This is a genomic window from Cytobacillus sp. BC1816 (assembly GCF_051353635.1).
Classification (GTDB): Bacteria; Bacillota; Bacilli; order Bacillales; family Cytobacillaceae; genus Cytobacillus; species Cytobacillus oceanisediminis_C.
Window position 1 is genome coordinate 1824782 of the sequence record NZ_CP195611.1, and the last position, 20033, is coordinate 1844814.

Genomic DNA, 20033 nt, shown 5'->3' on the forward strand with positions numbered 1-20033 from the left:
ACTTTTTGTGACTTAGGCTGAACTTGTTCAGTTTGCGTCTGATAAAGATGTTCCGCTGCAAACATATAGGTTGTGCAAGAGCGTCTGCTGAGAGGAGTTGAAAACGATGCAAAAACTAATTGAAGAAATCACAAAAGAACAGCTTCGTACAGATCTTCCGTCTTTCCGTCCTGGTGATACTGTACGTGTACACGTAAGTATTGTTGAGGGAACTCGTGAGCGTGTTCAGGTATACGAAGGTGTTGTGATTAAGCGTCGTGGTGGTGGAATCAGCGAAACTTTCACAGTTCGTAAGATTTCTTACGGTGTAGGCGTTGAGCGTACATTCCCTGTACACACACCTAAGATTGCGAAGCTTGAAGTTATCCGCCGCGGTAAAGTCCGCCGTGCGAAACTTTACTACCTGCGTAACCTTCGCGGTAAAAAAGCTCGTATCAAAGAAATTCGATAATAAAGAAAAGAAGGAGCTTGTTAAATCAAGCTCCTTTTTCTTTCATGAGACAGCCGAATGCAAATAATATTACATAAATGTTAAATAATATATAAATAAGGTTCCCATCGTGTTTATTGAGAAGAATTTTTGTAAAATAAAAAAGACAACACTTTCCATGCAGATTAATTAATGGGGTAGAAGAATGGTGGGGGATTTAATGGCAAAAAATAAAAATGAATTGTGGGAATGGACAAAGGCTCTTGTAATCGCAGTCCTGTTAGCGGCAGTCATCAGATATTTTTTATTTGCTCCGATTGTGGTTGACGGCTTGTCCATGATGCCAACATTGCATGATCAGGATCGAATGATTGTTAATAAGTTCAGTTATAAGATTGGCGAGCCGGAGCGCTTCGATATCATTGTTTTCCATGCACCGGAAAACAAAGATTACATCAAAAGGGTAATAGGTCTTCCTGGAGATAAGATTGAATACAAAGATGATACTCTTTATGTAAATGGGAAAGCTTATGAAGAGCCTTACCTGGATGAATATAAAAAGCAGGTAATCGATGGGCCGCTGACGGAGCCGTTTACTTTAAAAGAAAAGATAGGACAGGAAACAGTGCCTGAAGGCCACTTATTTGTAATGGGTGACAACCGCCGCTTCAGCAAGGACAGCCGTCACATTGGCCCTGTTGCAATGGAAGAAGTACTGGGTGATGCCGGAGTAATATACTGGCCTATAGAGGACATTCGAATTGTTGATTGATTCTTTGCTTTGTAAATACATATTGGATGGAGGTGACCAGCTGTGACGATCCAGTGGTTTCCCGGCCATATGGCGAAAGCCCGCAGGCAGGTTACAGAAAAATTAAAACTGGTTGATATCATCTTTGAGCTCGTTGATGCAAGGATTCCATATTCATCACGAAATCCGATGATCGATGAAATTATTCAGCACAAACCCCGCCTTGTTTTATTGAATAAAGCTGACATGGCTGATAAAGAAGCGACAAAAAAGTGGATCAAACATTTTGAAGATAAGGGTATAAGAGCTCTTGCGATAAACTCACAGGCCGGACAAGGCATGAAGGAAATCGTTTCCGCATCTCAGGGTATTCTTCAGGAAAAGTTCGATCGCATGAAGGCAAAGGGTGTCAAGCCGAGAGCAATCCGGGCAATGATTGTAGGTATTCCAAACGCTGGAAAGTCCACCCTTATCAATCGCCTGGCCAAAAAGAATATAGCCAGGACAGGAAATACTCCCGGTGTTACAAAAGCCCAGCAATGGATAAAGGTAGGGAAAGAGATGGAGCTTCTCGATACCCCTGGGATCCTATGGCCAAAATTTGAAGATCAGGAAGTAGGTCTTAAGCTTGCTCTGACTGGAGCAATAAAAGATACTATACTAAATCTTCAGGATGTTGCAGTGTATGCTCTGCGCTTTCTCGGCCTCAGGTATCCAGATCGCCTGAATGAGAGATATCAGCTTGATGAAATTCCTGAAGATATTGTGGAAGTATTTGATAAAATCGGCAGGCTGCGCGGGTGTCTGATGGGCGGCGGCGAAATTGATTATGATAAGGTGACAGAGCTGGTAATCAGAGAATTCCGTTCTGAAAAATTGGGACCAATCACTTTGGAGCTGCCCGAAGAGATGGGAGTTCGGAGTGAAGCTGAATAATTTAGATGAAGACCTTCTGTTCACAGGAGGCCTTTATTTTTTTGCGAAAATGCCGATACATACATTAGATTGAAAAGGAGTATTATATGGAAAAATTGACCATTCGTCAAATTGAAGAAAAGATCAAAACAATTAAGTTAGAGGATGACCCATTTCTTCATTTCATAAGACATGATGAAAGAAAAGGAGTACAGCAGCTTTTAGAAAGATGGCATTCCCGAAATCTGCAGCAAAAAAAGATATATGAAAAGCATAAAGAAATGAGTCAGTATGAAGTTCGGTACAGGAGCCAGGGTTTTCAGTTTATTGCCGGAATAGATGAAGTAGGCAGGGGGCCGCTTGCAGGACCAGTGGTGGCTGCAGCAGTTATTTTGCCAGAAGACTTCTTCCTCCCTGGTTTAGATGATTCAAAAAAGGTGCCGGAGAGCAAAAGAGAAGAATTTTCTGAGAGAATTAAGGCTAAGGCTGTAGCATTCAGCGTTGGAATCATTGATCCGGAAGAAATCGACCGCATCAATATATTTGAAGCGACAAAAAAGGCAATGCTTTCAGCAATTGAAGCGCTGAGCCCAAAACCGGACTTCTTGCTTGCAGATGCCGTAAAGCTATTAACTCCTTACCCAATGGAAGCAATCATTAAGGGAGATGGCAAAAGCATATCGATTGCTGCAGCATCTATCATAGCTAAAGTCACGAGAGACAGAATGATGGCTGAAATAGGTACAGAGTTTCCGCAATATGGATTCGAGAAAAATATGGGCTATGGGACGAAGGAGCATCTTGAAGCCCTCACACTGCATGGAATATCTCCTTATCATCGGAAAAGCTTTGCACCAATAAAAAATCTTATTAGTGAATAGAAAAGAGGTGAGGGCATGAAGCCGTCTGATATTATCCAAAGAATCATAAGGCATGACCAGAACAATGCATTAAAAACGGCTGCATTTAAACCTGGGCAGATTGTCAGCGGTAAAATAGGAAAGCTATTTCCAAACCAGACGGCAGAGGTGCAAATTGGTTCACAAAAAGTGATAGCACAGCTGGAAACCCCTTTGTCAGCTAACATCAGATATTGGTTTAAAGTTGAGCCAGGTGAGGGAATGCTGCGCTTAAAGGTAATGGAATCTGCAAACAGACCAGGTTCGGCAGCCCCGGCTGAAAGCCTCTTAAGCCAGCTGGGAATGCAGTTATCTAGAGAAAATAAGATGCTTATTCAATTTTTTCTTAAAGAGCAGCTTCCAATTACAGGTGAAACTCTAAAAATGGCATCTGAATGGATCAAGGAAAGCCGATCAGCTGTAGATGGACTGCGGACAGTAAAAGAGCTGATTATAAGGCAGCTTCCCTTTTCAAAGGACGTTTTTTCAGCGCTATCCTCAGTCTTGGATGGGGACTCTCTTTCATCCCTTATGGGGGAATTGCAGGAGGAGTTAAAGGGTAGTGGTTTATCATCCAATGGGCAGCAAATATATTCGCTGCTTCGGGATCTGACAAAGACTTCAAGAGAAAAGTTGGGCCGGCAGGCGATATTCAGATTGTTTTCTGAATGGCTGAATACAAAAAACCAGGCAAGTTCACACACTGCGTTCCAGCTCTTGAAAGTATTGGGGCTTATGCCAGGTGAAACGGCCGAGGATGCGGCTTTAAAGCTGCTTATGGAAGGAAGCATCCAAAATAAACCGATTAGTCATGTCCTGACGGAAATTCTGAAAGCAAACGATTCCGGAAACAGGCAGCGATTTATATTGAACTTTGCAAAGCTAAATGGGTTTATTGGACAAAGATCGGAAAGCAGTGGACTAGCTCAAACTTTGGAAATCTTATTCAATGATATTCGAAATGGCAAGATTTCTTTTCCTGCAGAAAAGAATTTGCTTAACGACATTGTCAAATCAGCTCTATCCCACACATTAAATGATGATCTGGATCAATTATTGTCAGATGTTCAGGGGATAAAGCAGGCTGCTGTTCAGGCGGGGAGATTACTGGCCGGTGAGAAACCTTTGGCAGCAGCGGCTCTCAATCTGAAGGAAATGACAATGCTGGAAGAATTGAAAAATAGCCTGCAAACAGAGTCTAACATTACATATGAACAGCGGAATTTTCATAGTGAGCTGAAGAGAATAATCAGAACATTGGGGCTTTCTCATGAATATGACGTCCTGAATTTATTAAAACATTCCGATGAAGGAGCTTCCGAAAAGCTGGATACCCTTAAACCGCTTCTAATGGGCTTTATAAATGAAGAAACTTCGCACATAGCTAAAGATGCAGCTGAACGGCTTCTGCATAAATTAACCGGCTTTCAGGCGCTCTCACAGGAATCCGGCCCATTGCAGCAATATATCTTTCAGCTGCCTATTTCCTTATGGGGAAAGACCTCAGATTTGACAATGCAATGGAGCGGCCGGAAAACGAAAGAGGGGAAAATAGATCCCAGCCATTGCCGGGTTATATTTTATTTGAATTTAGAGCATCTGAATGAAACCATTGTCGATCTCCAAGTTCAAAACAGAATCATTAAAATTTCAGTTATTAATGAGCACACAGAAATAAAGGATTTAACTGCTCCATTTGCCGCTGAATTAAAAGAAAATCTATTAAAATTAAATTATAAGCTGTCCTCAGTTTCCTTCCAAAAGGCAGAATCAGCAGGAGATTCACTTATGGCAAGAGATACAATGACATCGATTGTACATTCAAATCAATTCAGCGGAGTAGATCTAAGGATATGAAAAAAGTTCATGATAAACAAAGGAAAGAAGCGGTAGCACTAACCTATGATCCTGTTGGTCAGGGAGCACCAAGGATATCTGCAAAGGGGAAGGGCCTGGTTGCTGAAAATATCCTTGCGAAGGCCAAGGAACATGACATTCCGGTTCAGGAAGATCCTGCTCTTATGGAGCTTCTTGGCAAGCTTAACATCAATGAGGGAATACCGGAAGAACTATATCAGGCTGTTGCTGAGGTGTTTGCTTTTATCTACAGGGCTGATCAGAAAGCCGGGATGAGGGAAAATAAAAAATAATCTATTCTGGTAAACCAATATGGTTCATTCTCAGCGAATCAATTCGAAGGGATGACAGCGTGATTTTACTTGAGTCTAATAGAAAAGAAAACTGTCGAAAAGGCAGTTTTTTTTTATTTTAAAAAAATATTTTTATGATAAATTATGTTCAAAACATCTATTATGACAGGGTTTCGGCACTTTTTAATATTTTTAATTTTTAAAGAAATATAATATTTTAGAGTAAATGGTAGACAAGGGGTTTTTCATTTAATAAAATGAAAGCGCAGTCTATTTTTTTGAAAGAGTTAGATAGGAGGATGGGAAATGAATATACATGAGTATCAAGGTAAAGAAGTCCTCAGACAATACGGGGTGGCAGTTCCGAACGGAAAAGTGGCATTTACAGTAGAAGAAGCTGTTGAAGCTGCTAAAGAACTTGGCACTGAGGTATGTGTGGTTAAAGCACAAATCCACGCCGGAGGACGCGGTAAAGCTGGCGGTGTAAAAGTTGCCAAAAATCTTGACGAAGTTCGTACATATGCAGGTGAAATCCTAGGGAAAACACTTGTTACACATCAAACAGGCCCGGAAGGCAAGGAAGTAAAACGTTTACTGATTGAAGAGGGCTGTGACATTAAGAAGGAATATTATGTTGGCTTAGTATTGGACCGCGCAACATCACGTGTTGTTTTAATGGCTTCTGAAGAGGGCGGCACAGAAATCGAAGAGGTAGCTGAACAGACGCCTGAAAAGATCTTCAAGGAAGAAATCGATCCTGTACTTGGTTTAACAGCATTCCAGGCGCGCAGAATCGCATTTAATATCAATATCCCATCAAAGCTTGTCGGACAAGCTGTTAAATTTATGATGGGCTTATACAGAGCTTACATTGAAAAGGATTGTTCTATCGCTGAAATCAATCCATTGGTTGTAACTGGTGACGGCCAGGTAATGGCTCTGGATGCAAAGCTGAACTTTGATTCAAATGCTCTTTACCGTCAAAAGGACATCATGGCTCTTCGTGACCTTGAAGAAGAGGATGCAAAGGAAATCGAAGCATCCAAATATGACCTGAGCTATATTTCCCTTGATGGAAATATCGGCTGCATGGTTAACGGTGCAGGATTGGCGATGGCTACTATGGATATCGTCAAACACTATGGCGGAGACCCGGCCAATTTCCTTGATGTTGGCGGCGGTGCAACTGCTGAGAAGGTTACTGAAGCTTTCAAAATCATCCTTTCTGATAAAAATGTAAAAGGTATTTTTGTTAATATCTTTGGCGGAATCATGAAGTGCGACGTCATTGCCACTGGCGTAGTGGAAGCAGCGAAGCAAGTAGGCTTGACTGTACCTTTAGTTGTACGTCTGGAAGGTACAAATGTTGAATTGGGCAAGAAGATCCTTGCTGAATCCGATATCGATATCATTGCGGCTGAATCAATGGCTGACGGCGCACAAAAAATCGTTTCTTTAGTAGGCTAAGAATCAAAATTGAGCGGCCGTTCAGTGTCTAAGGCAATTAGCGGAATCCGAAAGGCGTGTTGGCTGAAAGGGCTTTTGCTTATGACCTTTGAGTACAGAATGGCACTCTTTAGACAAGAAAGGAGAATTAACGTGAGCGTATTTATTAATAAAGATACAAAAGTTATAGTTCAAGGGATTACTGGTTCAACAGCCCTTTTTCATACTAAGCAAATGCTAGAATACGGAACGCAAATTGTCGGCGGTGTAACTCCTGGTAAAGGAGGTACTGAAGTAGAAGGTGTTCCTGTCTTCAATACTGTGGAGGAAGCAGTTAAGGCTACAGGTGCCAATGCCTCCGTTATCTATGTTCCAGCTCCATTTGCTGCAGATGCTATTCTTGAGGCGGTAGACGCAGAATTGGATCTTGCCATTTGTATCACTGAGCATATTCCAGTATTGGATATGGTAAAAGTTAAGCGTTATATGGAAGGCAAGAAGACTCGCCTTGTAGGTCCTAACTGCCCTGGTGTTATTACTCCAGATGAGTGTAAGATCGGCATTATGCCTGGATATATCCATACTAAAGGTCATGTTGGGGTTGTTTCCCGTTCTGGAACACTGACTTATGAAGCGGTACATCAGCTGTCACAGGCCGGAATCGGCCAGTCTACTGCTGTTGGAATCGGCGGAGACCCGGTTAACGGAACAAACTTCATTGATGTATTAAAAGCATTTAATGAAGATCCAGAAACTTATGCAGTAATCATGATTGGTGAAATCGGCGGAACAGCTGAAGAAGAAGCTGCAGAGTGGGTTAAAGCAAACATGACTAAGCCTGTTGTAGGCTTCATCGGCGGACGCACTGCCCCTCCAGGAAAACGTATGGGCCATGCCGGCGCAATTATTTCAGGAGGCAAAGGAACGGCTGATGAAAAAATCCGTGTTATGAATGAATGCGGTATTCAAGTAGCAGACACTCCATCCGTAATGGGTGAAACCCTGATAAAGGTTTTAAAAGAAAAAGGCCTTTTTGATCAGTGTAAAACTCATTAATCTTATTTAAATAACTTAAGAGTAGTCCCTCTGTTTGAGGGGCTATTTCTGCATTGCCAAATCCGTTTATCCCCGCACGTACCCCGCTTTATAAAAAAACAGGAGGCCACCTATGAATGAATTTAATATGAGGCTCACCCATCTCCATCATTGCAGAGGAATGAACTGGAAAATGATCTATAATATTCTTAAGAAAGATCCCCAATTAAAATGTATGTATAATCATACACAAAGTCGAATAATACCCCGTATATTCACCTCCCAAGATTCTCTTTCAGTACTCCAAGATCTTCATTCGGATCAAATCCAGGAACAAATACGCCAATATTCACAAAATGGCATTAAAACCATAACAATTTTTGATAAGGAATATCCGAGTCTATTAAAAGAAACGTACCAGCCGCCATGGATAATCTATGCGAAAGGTGATATCAGTCTTCTGAATAGCGGAACTCACCTGGCCGTTGTCGGTTCCAGGCAGGCATCAGAGTATGGAGAAAAAGCCATTCAATACATGTTTCCCAAGCTTATTGAAAAAGGGGTAATTATTGTAAGCGGGCTGGCTGCTGGCATTGATGCCATTGCGCATAAGGAAGCAATCAAAAATAAAGGGAGAACAATTGGTGTCATAGCCGGAGGACTGTTCCATATTTATCCTCAGGCTAATCAAAAGCTGGCATATGAAATGATGAAAAATCAGCTGGTTATTTCTGAATATCCGCCGGACACCAGACCCTCAAGATGGCAGTTTCCAATGAGAAACCGGATCATCAGCGGCATTAGCAGAGGCACACTGATAATCCAGGCAAAAAGCAAAAGCGGCTCCCTTATTACAGCAAATTATGCGGTTCAAGAAGGAAGAGATGTCTTTGCAGTTCCCGGAAATATATTTAGCCCGTTTTCTGGGGGAACCAATGAATTAATACAGCAAGGTGCTAAATTGGTAAAATCAGCTGAGGAGATCTTAGAAGAATTCCTTTACTAATCAGGAAAATGAAATAGGAGCCTTGCTTTGATTTAGTGATCCTTTTTCTTACATCGGCTCATTTTAAATATGTTAATTTAAAGGATTTTTTACAAAAAGGTTGAAATTCTATTAAAACTGTTATACATTTTGCAACAGGTATTATGGAAAGAAACAGTCTGCTTCTTTATTCATTTTTGTGTTTTTTCTTGGAAACGGTTGCGGAAATATTCCGCTTAAGTTTGACAAACTTGAATAGAATGTAGAATAATAATGAATATTTCAATACGAAAGCAGTAAAGCTGATGATACCAGCAAGCTGACAAAGAATAAATTATAATACTTCAATTATGCTAAAAGAGACATTTAAGCCGCTCCACAAAATGTAAATATTCAATTGAGGCTATTTAATATACGTTATTGATAAATGTAAGCAGGCAAGTTTAGCAGTATAAAAAATCCCGCATTTCAAGATTGATTTTGCCTGAATGTTTAAAAATCCCTCTCAAGGAGGACTATTGATGTCAGAGTTTCTTGTAATCGTTGAGTCACCTGCAAAGGCAAAAACGATTGAGCGTTATTTAGGAAAAAAATATAAAGTGAAAGCTTCCATGGGACATGTCAGGGATCTTCCTAAAAGCCAAATGGGCATAGATGTGGAAAATAATTTTGAACCAAAATACATAACCATTCGTGGAAAGGGCCCGGTTTTAAAGGAACTTAAGTCAGCGGCCAAAAAAGCCAAGAAAATTTACCTCGCGGCTGACCCCGACAGAGAAGGGGAAGCAATTGCCTGGCATCTGGCACATAGCCTGGACATGGATGTTACTTCAGACTGCCGTGTTGTTTTTAATGAAATTACGAAAGACGCCATTAAAGAATCCTTTAAGCATCCAAGGCCAATCAACATGGATCTTGTTGATGCCCAGCAGGCAAGACGGATGCTGGACCGGTTAGTCGGTTATAATATCAGCCCGTTATTATGGAAGAAAGTAAAAAAAGGATTAAGTGCGGGCAGGGTACAGTCTGTTGCAGTCCGTCTGATCATCGACCGTGAAAAGGAAATTAAGGACTTTATACCAGAAGAGTACTGGTCCATTGACGGTGAGTTCCTAAAAGGCAAAACAGCCTTCGATGCAGCTTTTTACGGGCTGGAAAATGAAAAAGTGGAATTGAAGTCTGAAAGCGATGTTCAAAATATATTAAGTAAAATGAAGGGCAATAAATTTAAGGTGGCGTCGGTTACCAAGAAGGAAAGAAAGCGGAATCCTGCCGCCCCTTTTACAACGTCATCACTTCAGCAGGAAGCTGCACGGAAATTAAATTTCCGTGCCAAGAAAACCATGATGCTTGCACAGCAGCTTTATGAGGGAATTGATCTAGGCAAAGAAGGAACTGTTGGTTTAATTACTTATATGAGAACTGATTCAACACGCATTTCTGAAATTGCGCAAAATGAAGCAGCAGATTATATTCAAAACTCTTACGGGAAAGAATTCCTGCAGGGTGAAAAGAAAAAAGAAAAGAAAAACAGCAACGCCCAGGATGCCCATGAGGCCATCCGCCCGACAAGCACATTAAGGTCGCCTGCAAGTTTAAAAGAATTCTTGTCGCGTGATCAGCTTCGATTATACAGGCTCATTTGGGAACGCTTTGTTGCAAGCCAAATGGCACCAGCTGTTATGGATACAATGAGTGTGGATTTAAAGAATGGTGAAGTGATCTTCAGGGCAACAGGGTCAAAAGTGAAGTTCCCTGGATTTATGAAAGTCTATGTTGAAGGCACAGATGATCAGTCAGAGGAAAAAGATAATATGCTCCCAGACCTGAAGGAAGGGGATGAAGTCCTTAAAAAAGACATCGAACCCAAACAGCACTTCACTCAGCCCCCTCCAAGGTATACTGAGGCGAGGCTCGTAAAAACACTTGAAGAACAGGGGATTGGACGGCCATCCACTTTTGCTCCGACTCTTGACACAATTCAAAAACGGGGTTATGTTGCGCTAGACAACAAACGTTTTATTCCGACTGAACTGGGGGAAATTGTTCTTGAACTAATCATGGAATTCTTCCCTGAAATCCTTGATATCGAGTTTACAGCAAAGATGGAAAAAGACCTGGACTATGTTGAAGAAGGCAAGGTCAATTGGGTACAGATCATTGATGAATTCTATAAAGATTTTGAAAAGAATCTTGAGATAGCGGAAAAAGAAATGCAGGAAGTAGAAATTAAGGATGAACCTGCAGGTGAAGATTGTGAGCAATGCGGAAATCCAATGGTGTTCAAGATGGGGCGCTATGGAAAATTCATGGCATGCAGCAATTTCCCTGACTGCCGCAATACCAAACCGATTGTAAAGGATATTGGTGTGAAGTGTCCGAAGTGCAAAGAAGGAAATATAATAGAAAGAAAAAGCAAAAAACGCCGGATCTTCTACGGCTGTGACAGATTTCCTGAATGTGACTTTATTTCATGGGATAAACCGCTGCCAAGAAGCTGTCCTAAATGCGATAACCTTTTAGTTGAGAAAAAACTCAAAAAAGGTGTCCAGGTTCAGTGTGTTGAATGCGACTATAAGGAAGAAAAGCAAAGTTAAGGGTGGGCTTAAATGCTCACTCTTTTCTATTGAGGGATGTGCATCCAGAATACTTCCAGCAAGGTTTCCTTCGTTTGTTTCAAAGAATATCAGCTTCAAATCGTTCATGAAACTTTTTTATTTTTAAAACGTATTGTAAAATGGCAGAATGAATAAGAACAGGGTAAAGTAAGAGGGACTGTTTTTAAAAAATCTAAATTAATCATGACATCGTCATCATAAGTATATATGGAGGTTCATTTTATGAAAGATACAGCAGTAAATGTAATAGGAGCGGGATTAGCAGGCAGTGAGGCTGCATGGCAGCTGGCCAGCAGGGGAATAAGAGTAAAGCTCTACGAAATGAGGCCAGTAAGGCAGACTCCTGCCCATCACACAGATAAATTTGCCGAACTTGTCTGCAGCAACTCTCTGCGTGCAAATACTTTAACGAATGCAGTCGGTGTATTAAAAGAAGAAATGCGGAAGCTGAATTCTGTTATCATCCATTCAGCTGACAGCAGTGCCGTTCCTGCTGGGGGAGCATTGGCAGTTGACCGGCATGATTTTGCGGCTCGTGTAACGGAACAAGTCAAAAACCATCCGAATGTAACGGTAATACATGAAGAAGTGACAGATATTCCGGAAGGGCCAACTGTAATCGCTACAGGACCGTTGACAAGTGAAGCCCTATCCGGAAAATTAAAAGAGCTGTCCGGAGAAGATTATTTATATTTTTACGATGCGGCTGCTCCAATTCTAGAAAAAGACTCAATCGATATGAATAAAGTTTATTTGAAATCACGGTATGATAAGGGAGAAGCGGCATATTTGAATTGCCCAATGACAGAAGAAGAATTTGACCGTTTTTATGAGGCTCTTACCTCCGCAGAAACAGTTCCATTAAAGGAATTTGAAAAGGAAATCTTTTTCGAGGGCTGCATGCCAATAGAGGTGATGGCAAACAGGGGAAAGAAAACAATGCTTTTTGGCCCGATGAAGCCGGTAGGTTTAGAAGATCCGAAAACAGGAAAAAGGCCATATGCAGTTGTTCAGCTTCGACAGGATGATGCTGCCGGAACTCTTTATAATATTGTAGGTTTCCAGACACATTTGAAATGGGGGCCGCAAAAAGAAGTAATCCGCTTGATTCCTGGTCTCGAAAATGCTGAAATAGTAAGGTATGGCGTTATGCACCGGAATACATTTATCAACTCTCCAAAAGTTCTGCGCGCAACATATCAATTCAAGAACCGGGATGATTTGTTCTTTGCAGGGCAAATGACAGGGGTTGAAGGTTATGTGGAATCTGCGGCCAGCGGACTTGTGGCAGGAATCAATGCTGCCAGGCTTGTTAAAGGAGAAGATCCTTTAGAGTTTCCTCATGAGACTGCGATTGGAAGCATGGCGCGTTATATTACTACCGCTAACCCGAAAAGTTTCCAGCCTATGAACGCTAATTTTGGTTTGTTTCCTGAACTTCCTGAAAAAATCAGAGGGAAAAAAGAAAGAAATGAAAAGCATGCGGAAAGAGCATTAGGAACAATTCAGAACTTTGTGAAAAATTTGTAAATTATGTTGCGTTGGGCTGCTGAGTTGTGATACTATTTAGTAGCCCTTGCGAGGTGAACATTTAATGTCTGAAAATGTGAACGTTTCTTTAAAGTTGTTTATTGAATATTTACAAATTGAGAAAAATTATTCACAATATACTATTGAGCATTACCAGCATGATATTGGTGAATTTTTTATGTTCATGTCTGAACAAGCAATTGCGGATTTAACAAAAGTCGAATATCAGGATGTCAGGATTTATCTAACCGATCTTTACGATAAAAAGATGTCCCGTAAGTCAGTTGCCAGGAAAATATCAAGCTTAAGGAGCTTTTTTAAATTTTTGCTCAGAGAAGAAGAAGTCGCTGAAAATCCTTTTGCACTTGTTTCCATTCCGAAAGCGCAGAAAAAGCTGCCGGAATTTTTCTATGAGGAGGAAATGATGCAGCTTTTCAATGCTTGTGAAGCCAGTACTCCTCTAGGGCAAAGAAATAAAGCACTTCTTGAACTATTGTATGCAACCGGCATCCGGGTCAGCGAGTGCAGCCAAATCCGCATAAAAGACCTGGATATGTATCTTTCAACGGTTCTGGTCCGCGGCAAGGGCAGTAAAGAGCGGTATGTCCCTTTTGGAAGCTTTGCCCAGGATGCACTTGACACATACATAAACCATGGACGTAAAGAATTGCTTGCCAATGGGATCGTGCAGGAAAATTTGTTTCTGAATGCCCGTGGCGGCCCGCTTACAGCAAGGGGAATCAGGACTATCCTGGATAAGATTATCGAGAAATCATCCTTAACAGGCAAAATCCATCCCCATATGCTTCGCCACACATTTGCGACGCATCTAATGGCAAATGGAGCTGATATGAGAACAGTTCAGGAATTACTTGGACACGCATTTCTATCATCAACCCAGGTATATACACATGTTACGAATGAATACTTGAAAAAAACTTATATGGCCCATCATCCGCGGGCATAGCAAAAGACATTCATTACCTAATAGTCTGCAGAAAAAAATCAAAGGCAATATGCTCCAAAGGAGGAGTCTTTCATGTCCGAATTTCATGCTACAACAATATTTGCTGTTCATCATAATGGTGAATGTGCAATGTCCGGCGACGGCCAGGTTACCTTTGGAAATGCAGTTGTGATGAAACACACTGCAAGAAAAGTCAGAAAGCTATTTAATGGTAAGGTGCTGGCTGGATTTGCAGGCTCAGTAGCAGATGCATTTACGTTATTCGAAATGTTTGAAGCAAAACTTGAAGAGTATAATGGAAACCTTGAAAGAGCAGCTGTGGAGCTTGCAAAAGAGTGGAGAAGCGATAAGGTTTTACGCAAGCTCGAAGCAATGCTTATTGTTATGAATACGGATAGTCTGCTGCTTATCTCCGGTACAGGTGAAGTTATTGAGCCGGATGATGGAATTCTGGCTATTGGATCAGGAGGCAACTATGCTCTTGCAGCTGGAAGGTCTTTAAAGAGATTTGCAGGCGAACACCTGTCAGCAAGAGAAATTGCGAAGGCCTCGCTTGAAATGGCTGCGGAAATATGTGTATATACAAACCACAACATCATTGTGGAAGAACTCTAATAAAAGGAGTGCTGTTGCATGGGTAAAGGAACAAATTTAACTCCCCGCCAAATTGTTGAGCGTTTGGATCAATTTATCATCGGTCAAAAGGATGCAAAAAAAGCAGTCGCTGTTGCACTTAGAAATCGCTATCGCCGCAGCTTGCTTGAAGAAAAATTGCGGGATGAAGTAAATCCTAAAAATATACTGATGATTGGCCCGACTGGAGTAGGAAAGACTGAAATTGCACGCAGAATGGCTAAATTGGTCGGTGCCCCATTTGTTAAAGTGGAGGCAACCAAATTTACCGAGGTCGGATATGTTGGCAGGGATGTTGAATCCATGGTCAGGGATCTTGTGGAAACATCCGTCCGTTTGGTTAAAGAAGAGAAGATGGCCAGTGTAAAGGAAAGAGCAGAAGAAAGTGCCAACCTCCGCATCCTTGAATTGCTTGTACCGGGTGCCAAAAAGGCAGCTAATTATAAAAATCCTCTCGAAATGCTATTTGGCGGGGGTAATGATCAGCAGCAGGATACGCATCAGACAGAAGATTTTAACCTCCAGGAAAAGCGCAAGATTGTAAAAGAAAAGCTTGCACTTGGCGAATTGGAAAATGAAGTTATTACCGTTGAAGTAGAGGAGCAGCAGCCTTCCATGTTTGACATGCTGCAGGGCTCAGGTATGGAGCAGATGGGCATGAATATGCAGGATGCCCTCAGCAGCCTTATGCCGAAGAAAAGGAAAAAAAGGAAACTGACTGTACGGGAAGCAAGAAAGATATTAACAAATGAAGAAGCCCAAAAGCTGATTGATATGGACGAAGTCGGTCAGGAGGCTGTATTCCGCGCTGAACAGTCAGGAATTATTTTCATTGATGAAATCGATAAAATAGCCAGCAAAAACAGCGGCGGTTCTTCAGCTGATGTTTCAAGAGAAGGGGTTCAAAGAGACATCTTGCCGGTGGTAGAAGGTTCAACAGTAGTAACCAAATACGGTTCTGTAAAGACAGACCATGTATTGTTTATTGCTGCCGGGGCATTCCACATGGCGAAGCCTTCCGACCTGATTCCTGAATTACAGGGACGTTTTCCGATCCGTGTGGAGCTCACGAAACTAACCGTTGAGGATTTCTACAAAATACTCGTTGAGCCCGATAATGCATTAATAAAACAATACGAAGCATTATTGGTAACTGAAGGTATACAAATTGAATTTTCTGACGATGCTATTCGTAGGATTGCTCAATTTGCTTTCGAAGTAAACCAAAATACAGATAATATCGGTGCTAGACGTCTTCATACCATCATGGAAAAATTGTTGGAGGATCTATCATTTGAAGCACCGGATATCACAATGGAAAAAATCACAATTACCCCTCAGTATGTCGAGGAGAAACTGGGAGCCATTTCCCGCAATAAGGATTTAAGCCAGTTTATTCTATGACCCATTGTTTAGAGATCCATGTCATAGGGTACACGAGGAATGAATCTTAAATTTTATACGAATGTTTAAAGAAGTAATAAGTTATTTAATCTTAACAAAATATATGTTTATGGGTTATAGCAAATAGGAGGAAATACAATGGATTTATTAACAAAAACAAGAAAAATTAATGCAATGCTCCAAAGAGCGGCCGGAAAACCGGTTAACTTCAAGGAAATGTCAGAAACACTAAGCGATGTAATCGAAGCAAATATCTTCGTGGTGAGCCGCAGAGGCAAACTGCTTGGATTTGCTGTAAACCAGCAAATTGAAAATGAGCGCATGAAGCAAATGCTTGCAGATCGTCAATTCCCTGAAGAATATACTAAAAATTTATTTAACATCCAGGAAACTTCATCAAATCTGGATGTAGAAAGTGAATATACTGCATTCCCAGTTGAAAACAAAGATCTTTTCGCAAATGGTTTGACTACAATTGTTCCAATAATCGGCGGCGGAGAGCGTCTGGGTACTTTAATTCTTGCCAGATTACAGGAGCAGTTCCATGATGATGATTTAATTCTTGCTGAATATGGTGCTACTGTAGTTGGTATGGAAATCCTTCGTGAAAAAGCTGAAGAAATTGAAGAAGAAGCACGCAGCAAGGCTGTTGTACAAATGGCAATCAGTTCTCTTTCATACAGTGAGCTGGAAGCGATCGAGCATATCTTTGAAGAGCTTAACGGCAACGAAGGGCTTCTTGTAGCATCAAAAATTGCTGATCGTGTAGGCATTACGCGCTCTGTAATCGTAAATGCCCTAAGAAAACTGGAAAGTGCAGGGGTTATTGAGTCCCGATCGTTAGGTATGAAAGGTACTTATATCAAAGTTCTAAACGATAAGTTTCTGGTTGAATTAGAAAAACTTAAATCTAACTAATATAGTCCTTTAAAACCCGTCTATAAATGACGGGTTTTTTATTACAAATAGATTACAAAATCGTTGGTAAATTTATGTAATTTTATCATTTTTTATAAGGATTTTTGGCTTATTTTACATTATAAGCATTTGCCTTGTTTAGATTAGATAGTTCAAAAGAATCACGAGCGGGGTGTGGATGAATTTTAGATGGGAGAAAGAAGTATGTGCGATTGGTAATTATTAGAAATAAATCAATGTAACTTTCAGCATATTTAAAAGATTTGTCGAAAATAGGACAAAAGAATCATTAAAATTAACCTTATGTTCATAGACATATTATTTCATATTCATTACAATAATGTTTATGATGACATAATTTGTCCATTATCACCAAATTTCTACAATAATTACCATGATAAAAATTGTGTTTATATGAGGTGTTGTGATTGAAACTGTTTTCAGGCACTATATCAACTTTAGAAAAAGCATTGGATTACTCTTCGCTTAAGCAAAAGGTAATATCTCAAAATATTGCAAATGCGGACACTCCAAACTATAAAGCAAAAGATGCAAGCTTTAAAGAGGCTTTTCAGAGCGCTCTAAAAGGATCAATGGAAGCAAACAAAAGTGACTTCAGGCATTACGACTTTAAGAATGGATCATCTTCGGCGCAAGGTGCAGTGACAAAACGCAATGCTTCTTACAATCATAATGGCAACAGTGTAGATGTAGATAAGGAAATGGCGGAACTGGCTACAAATCAGATTTACTATAATGCAGTGATTGAACGAGTAAGCGGGAAGTTTTCTAGCCTGCAGAATGTATTGCGGGGAGGAAAATAGTAATGTCTATGTTTCATAGTATGAATAACACAGCATCGGCTCTTACTGCCCAAAGGCTCCGCATGGATGTAATTTCTTCTAATATGGCCAATGCGGACTCTACCAGAAGTGTGAATGGAGAGGGCCCCTACAGAAGGAAATCAGTAGTATTGGAACCGAAAGAAGGACAATTTTCATCTTTTTTAAATATGGCAATGAGCCGAACAGGCGGAAGCTCTGCAGGAAACGGTGTAAAGGTTTCAAGAATTGTAGAAGATCGGGAGACGCCAGCTAAAATGGTTTATGATCCCACCCATGTCGATGCTAATGAGGATGGATATGTTGAAATGCCGAATGTGGACCCTCTAAGAGAAATGACGGATCTGATTAGTGCGACAAGATCTTATGAAGCCAATGTAACTGTTTTTAATGCATCTAAAGGCATGATGATGAAAGCTTTGGAAATCGGCAAATAAGGAGAACGTTAAATGAATAATGTAACTTTTATGCCAGTGAATACTTTAAAGCCTGCTGAAAATCAAAAGACTCATACATATACATCATTCGATGCTCAGCAAAGTTTTTCGTCCGTTTTAAAGCAATCAATTGAAAAAATAAATAATGCCCAGATTCAGTCAGATGTTATGACTGAAAAACTTGCAAAGGGAGAAAATGTTGATCTTCACCAGGTGATGATTACATCACAGAAAGCGAGCATTACAATGCAGGCTGCACTGGAAATCAGAAATAAAGTAATTGAAGCTTATCAGGAAGCGATGAGAATGCAAGTTTAATTTTACAGCTGTTCCCTTTGAATAAAAATAAAAAATTGAAAGGATCCACTAAATGGTGAGATTTTTTCAATTTTTTCATGAATGAAAATGATTAAAGCTAAAAACTAGTTATGGCGGTTATTAGCTTAGACAGAATAACCGGAGGATTGTAATGAATGAGACGCTACAGAGATATATAAGCAAAGTGAAAGAATACTGGAGCAGCAGGACGAAAAAACAAAAGACGGTTATGATTGGTGCTGCTGCGATATGTATATTGCTGATTGCGGCTGCCGCGATCCTAAGTACGAGGACTACTCTAGTTCCTCTTTATAGCAATTTAACACCTTCGGAGACTGGGACGATCAAAGAAAGTCTCGATACCAGGGGCGTTGTATCTGAAATCGCAGATGGCGGTACAACGATTAAAGTTCCTGAAGAGGTAGTGGATACTCTGAAAGTAGAACTGGCAGCAGAAGGAATACCGAAATCCGGAAGCATTGATTATTCTTTTTTCAGCCAGAATGCCGGCATCGGCATGACTGAAAACGAATTTAATGTCCTAAAGCTGGAAGCAATGCAGACTGAGCTTGCGAATTTGATGAAAGGGATCGATGGAGTAAATGATGCCAAGGTAATGATTAACCTTCCGGAGAAAGGAATCTTTGTAAATAATTCACCGGAGGAAGCATCCGCCTCTATTGTTCTTAACACGAAACCAGGCTATCAATTTGAAGAATCGCAAATCCAGGCTCTATATCACCTGGCTGCGAAAAGCATACCAAATCTTCCCACTGATAATATCGTCATTACCAATCAGTTTTTTGAGTATTTTGACTTAAAAAATAAACAAAACTCTTCACCAGAAAGCACTTTTGCGGCACAGCATGAAATTAAAAAAGAAATAGAACGCGATGTACAGCGCCAGGTGCAGAATATGCTGGGCACTTTAATGGGGCAGGATAAGGTTGTTGTATCTGTAACCGCCGATATTGACTTTACCCAGGAAAACAGGGAAGAAAACCTGGTTACGCCTGTTGATGAAGAAAATATGGAAGGTATAGCTATCAGTGCTCAAAAAATTACGGAGACTTTTACCGGCAATGGCGAAGGAGCAGGAGGAACTCCTGCGCTGGGAGGAAACGATGAACCAGCTGGGACAGATTCATATGTAGCGACCGGTGATTCAAACGGGGATTATGAGCGGATAGAAGAGACTATTAATAATGAAGTAAATAAAATCCGCAGGGAGATTGTCGAAAGCCCTTATAAAGTCAGAGACCTGGGCATTCAGGTAATGGTGGAGCCGCCGACGGCAGATGATCCTGCATCACTTCCTCAGGAAAGAATTAATGATATTACCCAGATACTTGGGACTGTTGTTCGCACAACCATTAATAAGGATGCTGCAGCTGATGCAGAATTAACAGATGAGGCAATTCAGGAAAAAATTGTCGTCTCCGTACAGCCTTTCAATGGTAAAGTTGAGTTTTCAAATGAGACCAGCACCAGCATTCCGTGGTGGATTTATGCAATTGGAGGAGTACTGCTATTAGTCATTGCTCTATTAATATTCCTTTTTGTTAAAGCGAGAAAGAGGCAGAAGCAAGAAGAAGAGATAGAAGGACCAACTGCAGAGACATTCAATCTTCCCGATGTAAATGAAGAGCATGAAACAGAAAGTACATTGAGACGCAAGCAGCTGGAAAAAATGGCGAAGGAAAAGCCTGAAGACTTTGCAAAACTGCTTCGCTCTTGGATCGCAGAAGACTAAGG

19 protein-coding genes are annotated in these 20033 nt (G+C 40.8%); all 19 read left to right on the top strand.

Features of this window, described 5'->3' with window-relative positions:
- The first annotated feature begins 106 nt into the window (after nucleotides 1–106).
- On the top strand, nucleotides 107–451 hold the full coding sequence (gene rplS, locus ACR42H_RS09580; protein WP_009330779.1) for a 50S ribosomal protein L19: 345 nt from the start codon (nucleotides 107–109) through the stop codon (nucleotides 449–451).
- Nucleotides 452–650: 199 nt separating this feature from the next.
- A complete protein-coding gene (lepB, locus tag ACR42H_RS09585) occupies nucleotides 651–1202 on the top strand; it encodes a signal peptidase I (protein ID WP_113882147.1) in 552 nt (183 codons plus the stop codon).
- A gap of 42 nt (nucleotides 1203–1244) precedes the next feature.
- Nucleotides 1245–2117, top strand: a complete 873-nt coding sequence (gene ylqF, locus ACR42H_RS09590) for a ribosome biogenesis GTPase YlqF (protein ID WP_436375756.1) — start codon at nucleotides 1245–1247, stop codon at nucleotides 2115–2117.
- A gap of 86 nt (nucleotides 2118–2203) precedes the next feature.
- Nucleotides 2204–2977, top strand: a complete 774-nt coding sequence (locus tag ACR42H_RS09595) for a ribonuclease HII (RefSeq protein ID WP_436375758.1) — start codon at nucleotides 2204–2206, stop codon at nucleotides 2975–2977.
- 15 nt (nucleotides 2978–2992) lie between these two features.
- Entirely contained in the window at nucleotides 2993–4852 is a 1860-nt protein-coding gene (locus ACR42H_RS09600) for a hypothetical protein (protein ID WP_436375760.1), read from the top strand.
- The gene (locus tag ACR42H_RS09605) at nucleotides 4849–5145 is read left to right on the top strand and encodes an EscU/YscU/HrcU family type III secretion system export apparatus switch protein (RefSeq protein ID WP_113881928.1); all 297 of its coding nucleotides are present in this window, start codon (nucleotides 4849–4851) and stop codon (nucleotides 5143–5145) included. The genes ACR42H_RS09600 and ACR42H_RS09605 overlap by 4 nt, the downstream gene beginning before the upstream one ends.
- Nucleotides 5146–5451: 306 nt before the next feature.
- Nucleotides 5452–6612, top strand: a complete 1161-nt coding sequence (gene sucC / locus ACR42H_RS09610) for an ADP-forming succinate--CoA ligase subunit beta (protein ID WP_113881929.1) — start codon at nucleotides 5452–5454, stop codon at nucleotides 6610–6612.
- A gap of 132 nt (nucleotides 6613–6744) precedes the next feature.
- Nucleotides 6745–7647: a succinate--CoA ligase subunit alpha gene (gene sucD, locus ACR42H_RS09615; RefSeq protein WP_113881930.1), complete on the top strand. Its 903-nt coding sequence runs from the start codon at nucleotides 6745–6747 to the stop codon at nucleotides 7645–7647.
- A 112-nt stretch (nucleotides 7648–7759) separates the two neighbouring features.
- Nucleotides 7760–8632 carry a DNA-processing protein DprA gene (dprA, locus tag ACR42H_RS09620; RefSeq protein ID WP_436375764.1) on the top strand — a complete coding sequence of 291 codons (873 nt, stop codon included), beginning with the start codon at nucleotides 7760–7762 and terminating at the stop codon, nucleotides 8630–8632.
- Between the two features lie 500 nt (nucleotides 8633–9132).
- Nucleotides 9133–11208 carry a type I DNA topoisomerase gene (gene topA, locus ACR42H_RS09625; RefSeq protein ID WP_113881932.1) on the top strand — a complete coding sequence of 692 codons (2076 nt, stop codon included), beginning with the start codon at nucleotides 9133–9135 and terminating at the stop codon, nucleotides 11206–11208.
- A 243-nt stretch (nucleotides 11209–11451) separates the two neighbouring features.
- Nucleotides 11452–12759 (top strand): FADH(2)-oxidizing methylenetetrahydrofolate--tRNA-(uracil(54)-C(5))-methyltransferase TrmFO, encoded by a 1308-nt coding sequence (gene trmFO, locus ACR42H_RS09630; protein ID WP_436375767.1) that lies wholly within the window; start codon nucleotides 11452–11454, stop codon nucleotides 12757–12759.
- Nucleotides 12760–12823: 64 nt separating this feature from the next.
- Nucleotides 12824–13726, top strand: coding sequence for a tyrosine recombinase XerC (gene xerC, locus ACR42H_RS09635; protein ID WP_436375769.1), 903 nt, complete (start codon nucleotides 12824–12826; stop codon nucleotides 13724–13726).
- A gap of 72 nt (nucleotides 13727–13798) precedes the next feature.
- Nucleotides 13799–14341 (top strand): ATP-dependent protease subunit HslV, encoded by a 543-nt coding sequence (gene hslV, locus ACR42H_RS09640; protein ID WP_113881935.1) that lies wholly within the window; start codon nucleotides 13799–13801, stop codon nucleotides 14339–14341.
- A gap of 18 nt (nucleotides 14342–14359) precedes the next feature.
- On the top strand, nucleotides 14360–15763 hold the full coding sequence (gene hslU / locus ACR42H_RS09645; protein ID WP_113881936.1) for an HslU--HslV peptidase ATPase subunit: 1404 nt from the start codon (nucleotides 14360–14362) through the stop codon (nucleotides 15761–15763).
- Nucleotides 15764–15901: 138 nt separating this feature from the next.
- Entirely contained in the window at nucleotides 15902–16681 is a 780-nt protein-coding gene (codY, locus tag ACR42H_RS09650) for a GTP-sensing pleiotropic transcriptional regulator CodY (RefSeq protein WP_113881937.1), read from the top strand.
- Between the two features lie 428 nt (nucleotides 16682–17109).
- On the top strand, nucleotides 17110–17505 hold the full coding sequence (flgB, locus tag ACR42H_RS09655) for a flagellar basal body rod protein FlgB (protein ID WP_113881938.1): 396 nt from the start codon (nucleotides 17110–17112) through the stop codon (nucleotides 17503–17505).
- 2 nt (nucleotides 17506–17507) lie between these two features.
- The gene (flgC, locus tag ACR42H_RS09660) at nucleotides 17508–17960 is read left to right on the top strand and encodes a flagellar basal body rod protein FlgC (RefSeq protein ID WP_436375773.1); all 453 of its coding nucleotides are present in this window, start codon (nucleotides 17508–17510) and stop codon (nucleotides 17958–17960) included.
- Between the two features lie 12 nt (nucleotides 17961–17972).
- Nucleotides 17973–18278 (top strand): flagellar hook-basal body complex protein FliE, encoded by a 306-nt coding sequence (fliE, locus tag ACR42H_RS09665; RefSeq protein WP_113881940.1) that lies wholly within the window; start codon nucleotides 17973–17975, stop codon nucleotides 18276–18278.
- A 151-nt stretch (nucleotides 18279–18429) separates the two neighbouring features.
- Entirely contained in the window at nucleotides 18430–20031 is a 1602-nt protein-coding gene (gene fliF, locus ACR42H_RS09670) for a flagellar basal-body MS-ring/collar protein FliF (protein WP_436375775.1), read from the top strand.
- The last annotated feature ends 2 nt before the right edge of the window (nucleotides 20032–20033 follow it).

Bases quoted from the DNA above. Each gene is read 5' to 3' on its own strand.
- xerC (WP_436375769.1), top strand. From the start codon at position 12,824: ATGTCTGAAAATGTGAACGTTTCTTTAAAGTTGTTTATTGAATATTTA.
- topA (WP_113881932.1), top strand. From the start codon at position 9,133: ATGTCAGAGTTTCTTGTAATCGTTGAGTCACCTGCAAAGGCAAAAACG.
- hslV (WP_113881935.1), top strand. From the start codon at position 13,799: ATGTCCGAATTTCATGCTACAACAATATTTGCTGTTCATCATAATGGT.
- fliF (WP_436375775.1), top strand. From the start codon at position 18,430: ATGAATGAGACGCTACAGAGATATATAAGCAAAGTGAAAGAATACTGG.
- ACR42H_RS09600 (WP_436375760.1), top strand. From the start codon at position 2,993: ATGAAGCCGTCTGATATTATCCAAAGAATCATAAGGCATGACCAGAAC.
- flgC (WP_436375773.1), top strand. From the start codon at position 17,508: ATGTCTATGTTTCATAGTATGAATAACACAGCATCGGCTCTTACTGCC.
- ACR42H_RS09595 (WP_436375758.1), top strand. From the start codon at position 2,204: ATGGAAAAATTGACCATTCGTCAAATTGAAGAAAAGATCAAAACAATT.
- lepB (WP_113882147.1), top strand. From the start codon at position 651: ATGGCAAAAAATAAAAATGAATTGTGGGAATGGACAAAGGCTCTTGTA.
- rplS (WP_009330779.1), top strand. From the start codon at position 107: ATGCAAAAACTAATTGAAGAAATCACAAAAGAACAGCTTCGTACAGAT.
- codY (WP_113881937.1), top strand. From the start codon at position 15,902: ATGGATTTATTAACAAAAACAAGAAAAATTAATGCAATGCTCCAAAGA.
- fliE (WP_113881940.1), top strand. From the start codon at position 17,973: ATGAATAATGTAACTTTTATGCCAGTGAATACTTTAAAGCCTGCTGAA.
- ACR42H_RS09605 (WP_113881928.1), top strand. From the start codon at position 4,849: ATGAAAAAAGTTCATGATAAACAAAGGAAAGAAGCGGTAGCACTAACC.
- dprA (WP_436375764.1), top strand. From the start codon at position 7,760: ATGAATGAATTTAATATGAGGCTCACCCATCTCCATCATTGCAGAGGA.
- hslU (WP_113881936.1), top strand. From the start codon at position 14,360: ATGGGTAAAGGAACAAATTTAACTCCCCGCCAAATTGTTGAGCGTTTG.
- trmFO (WP_436375767.1), top strand. From the start codon at position 11,452: ATGAAAGATACAGCAGTAAATGTAATAGGAGCGGGATTAGCAGGCAGT.
- sucC (WP_113881929.1), top strand. From the start codon at position 5,452: ATGAATATACATGAGTATCAAGGTAAAGAAGTCCTCAGACAATACGGG.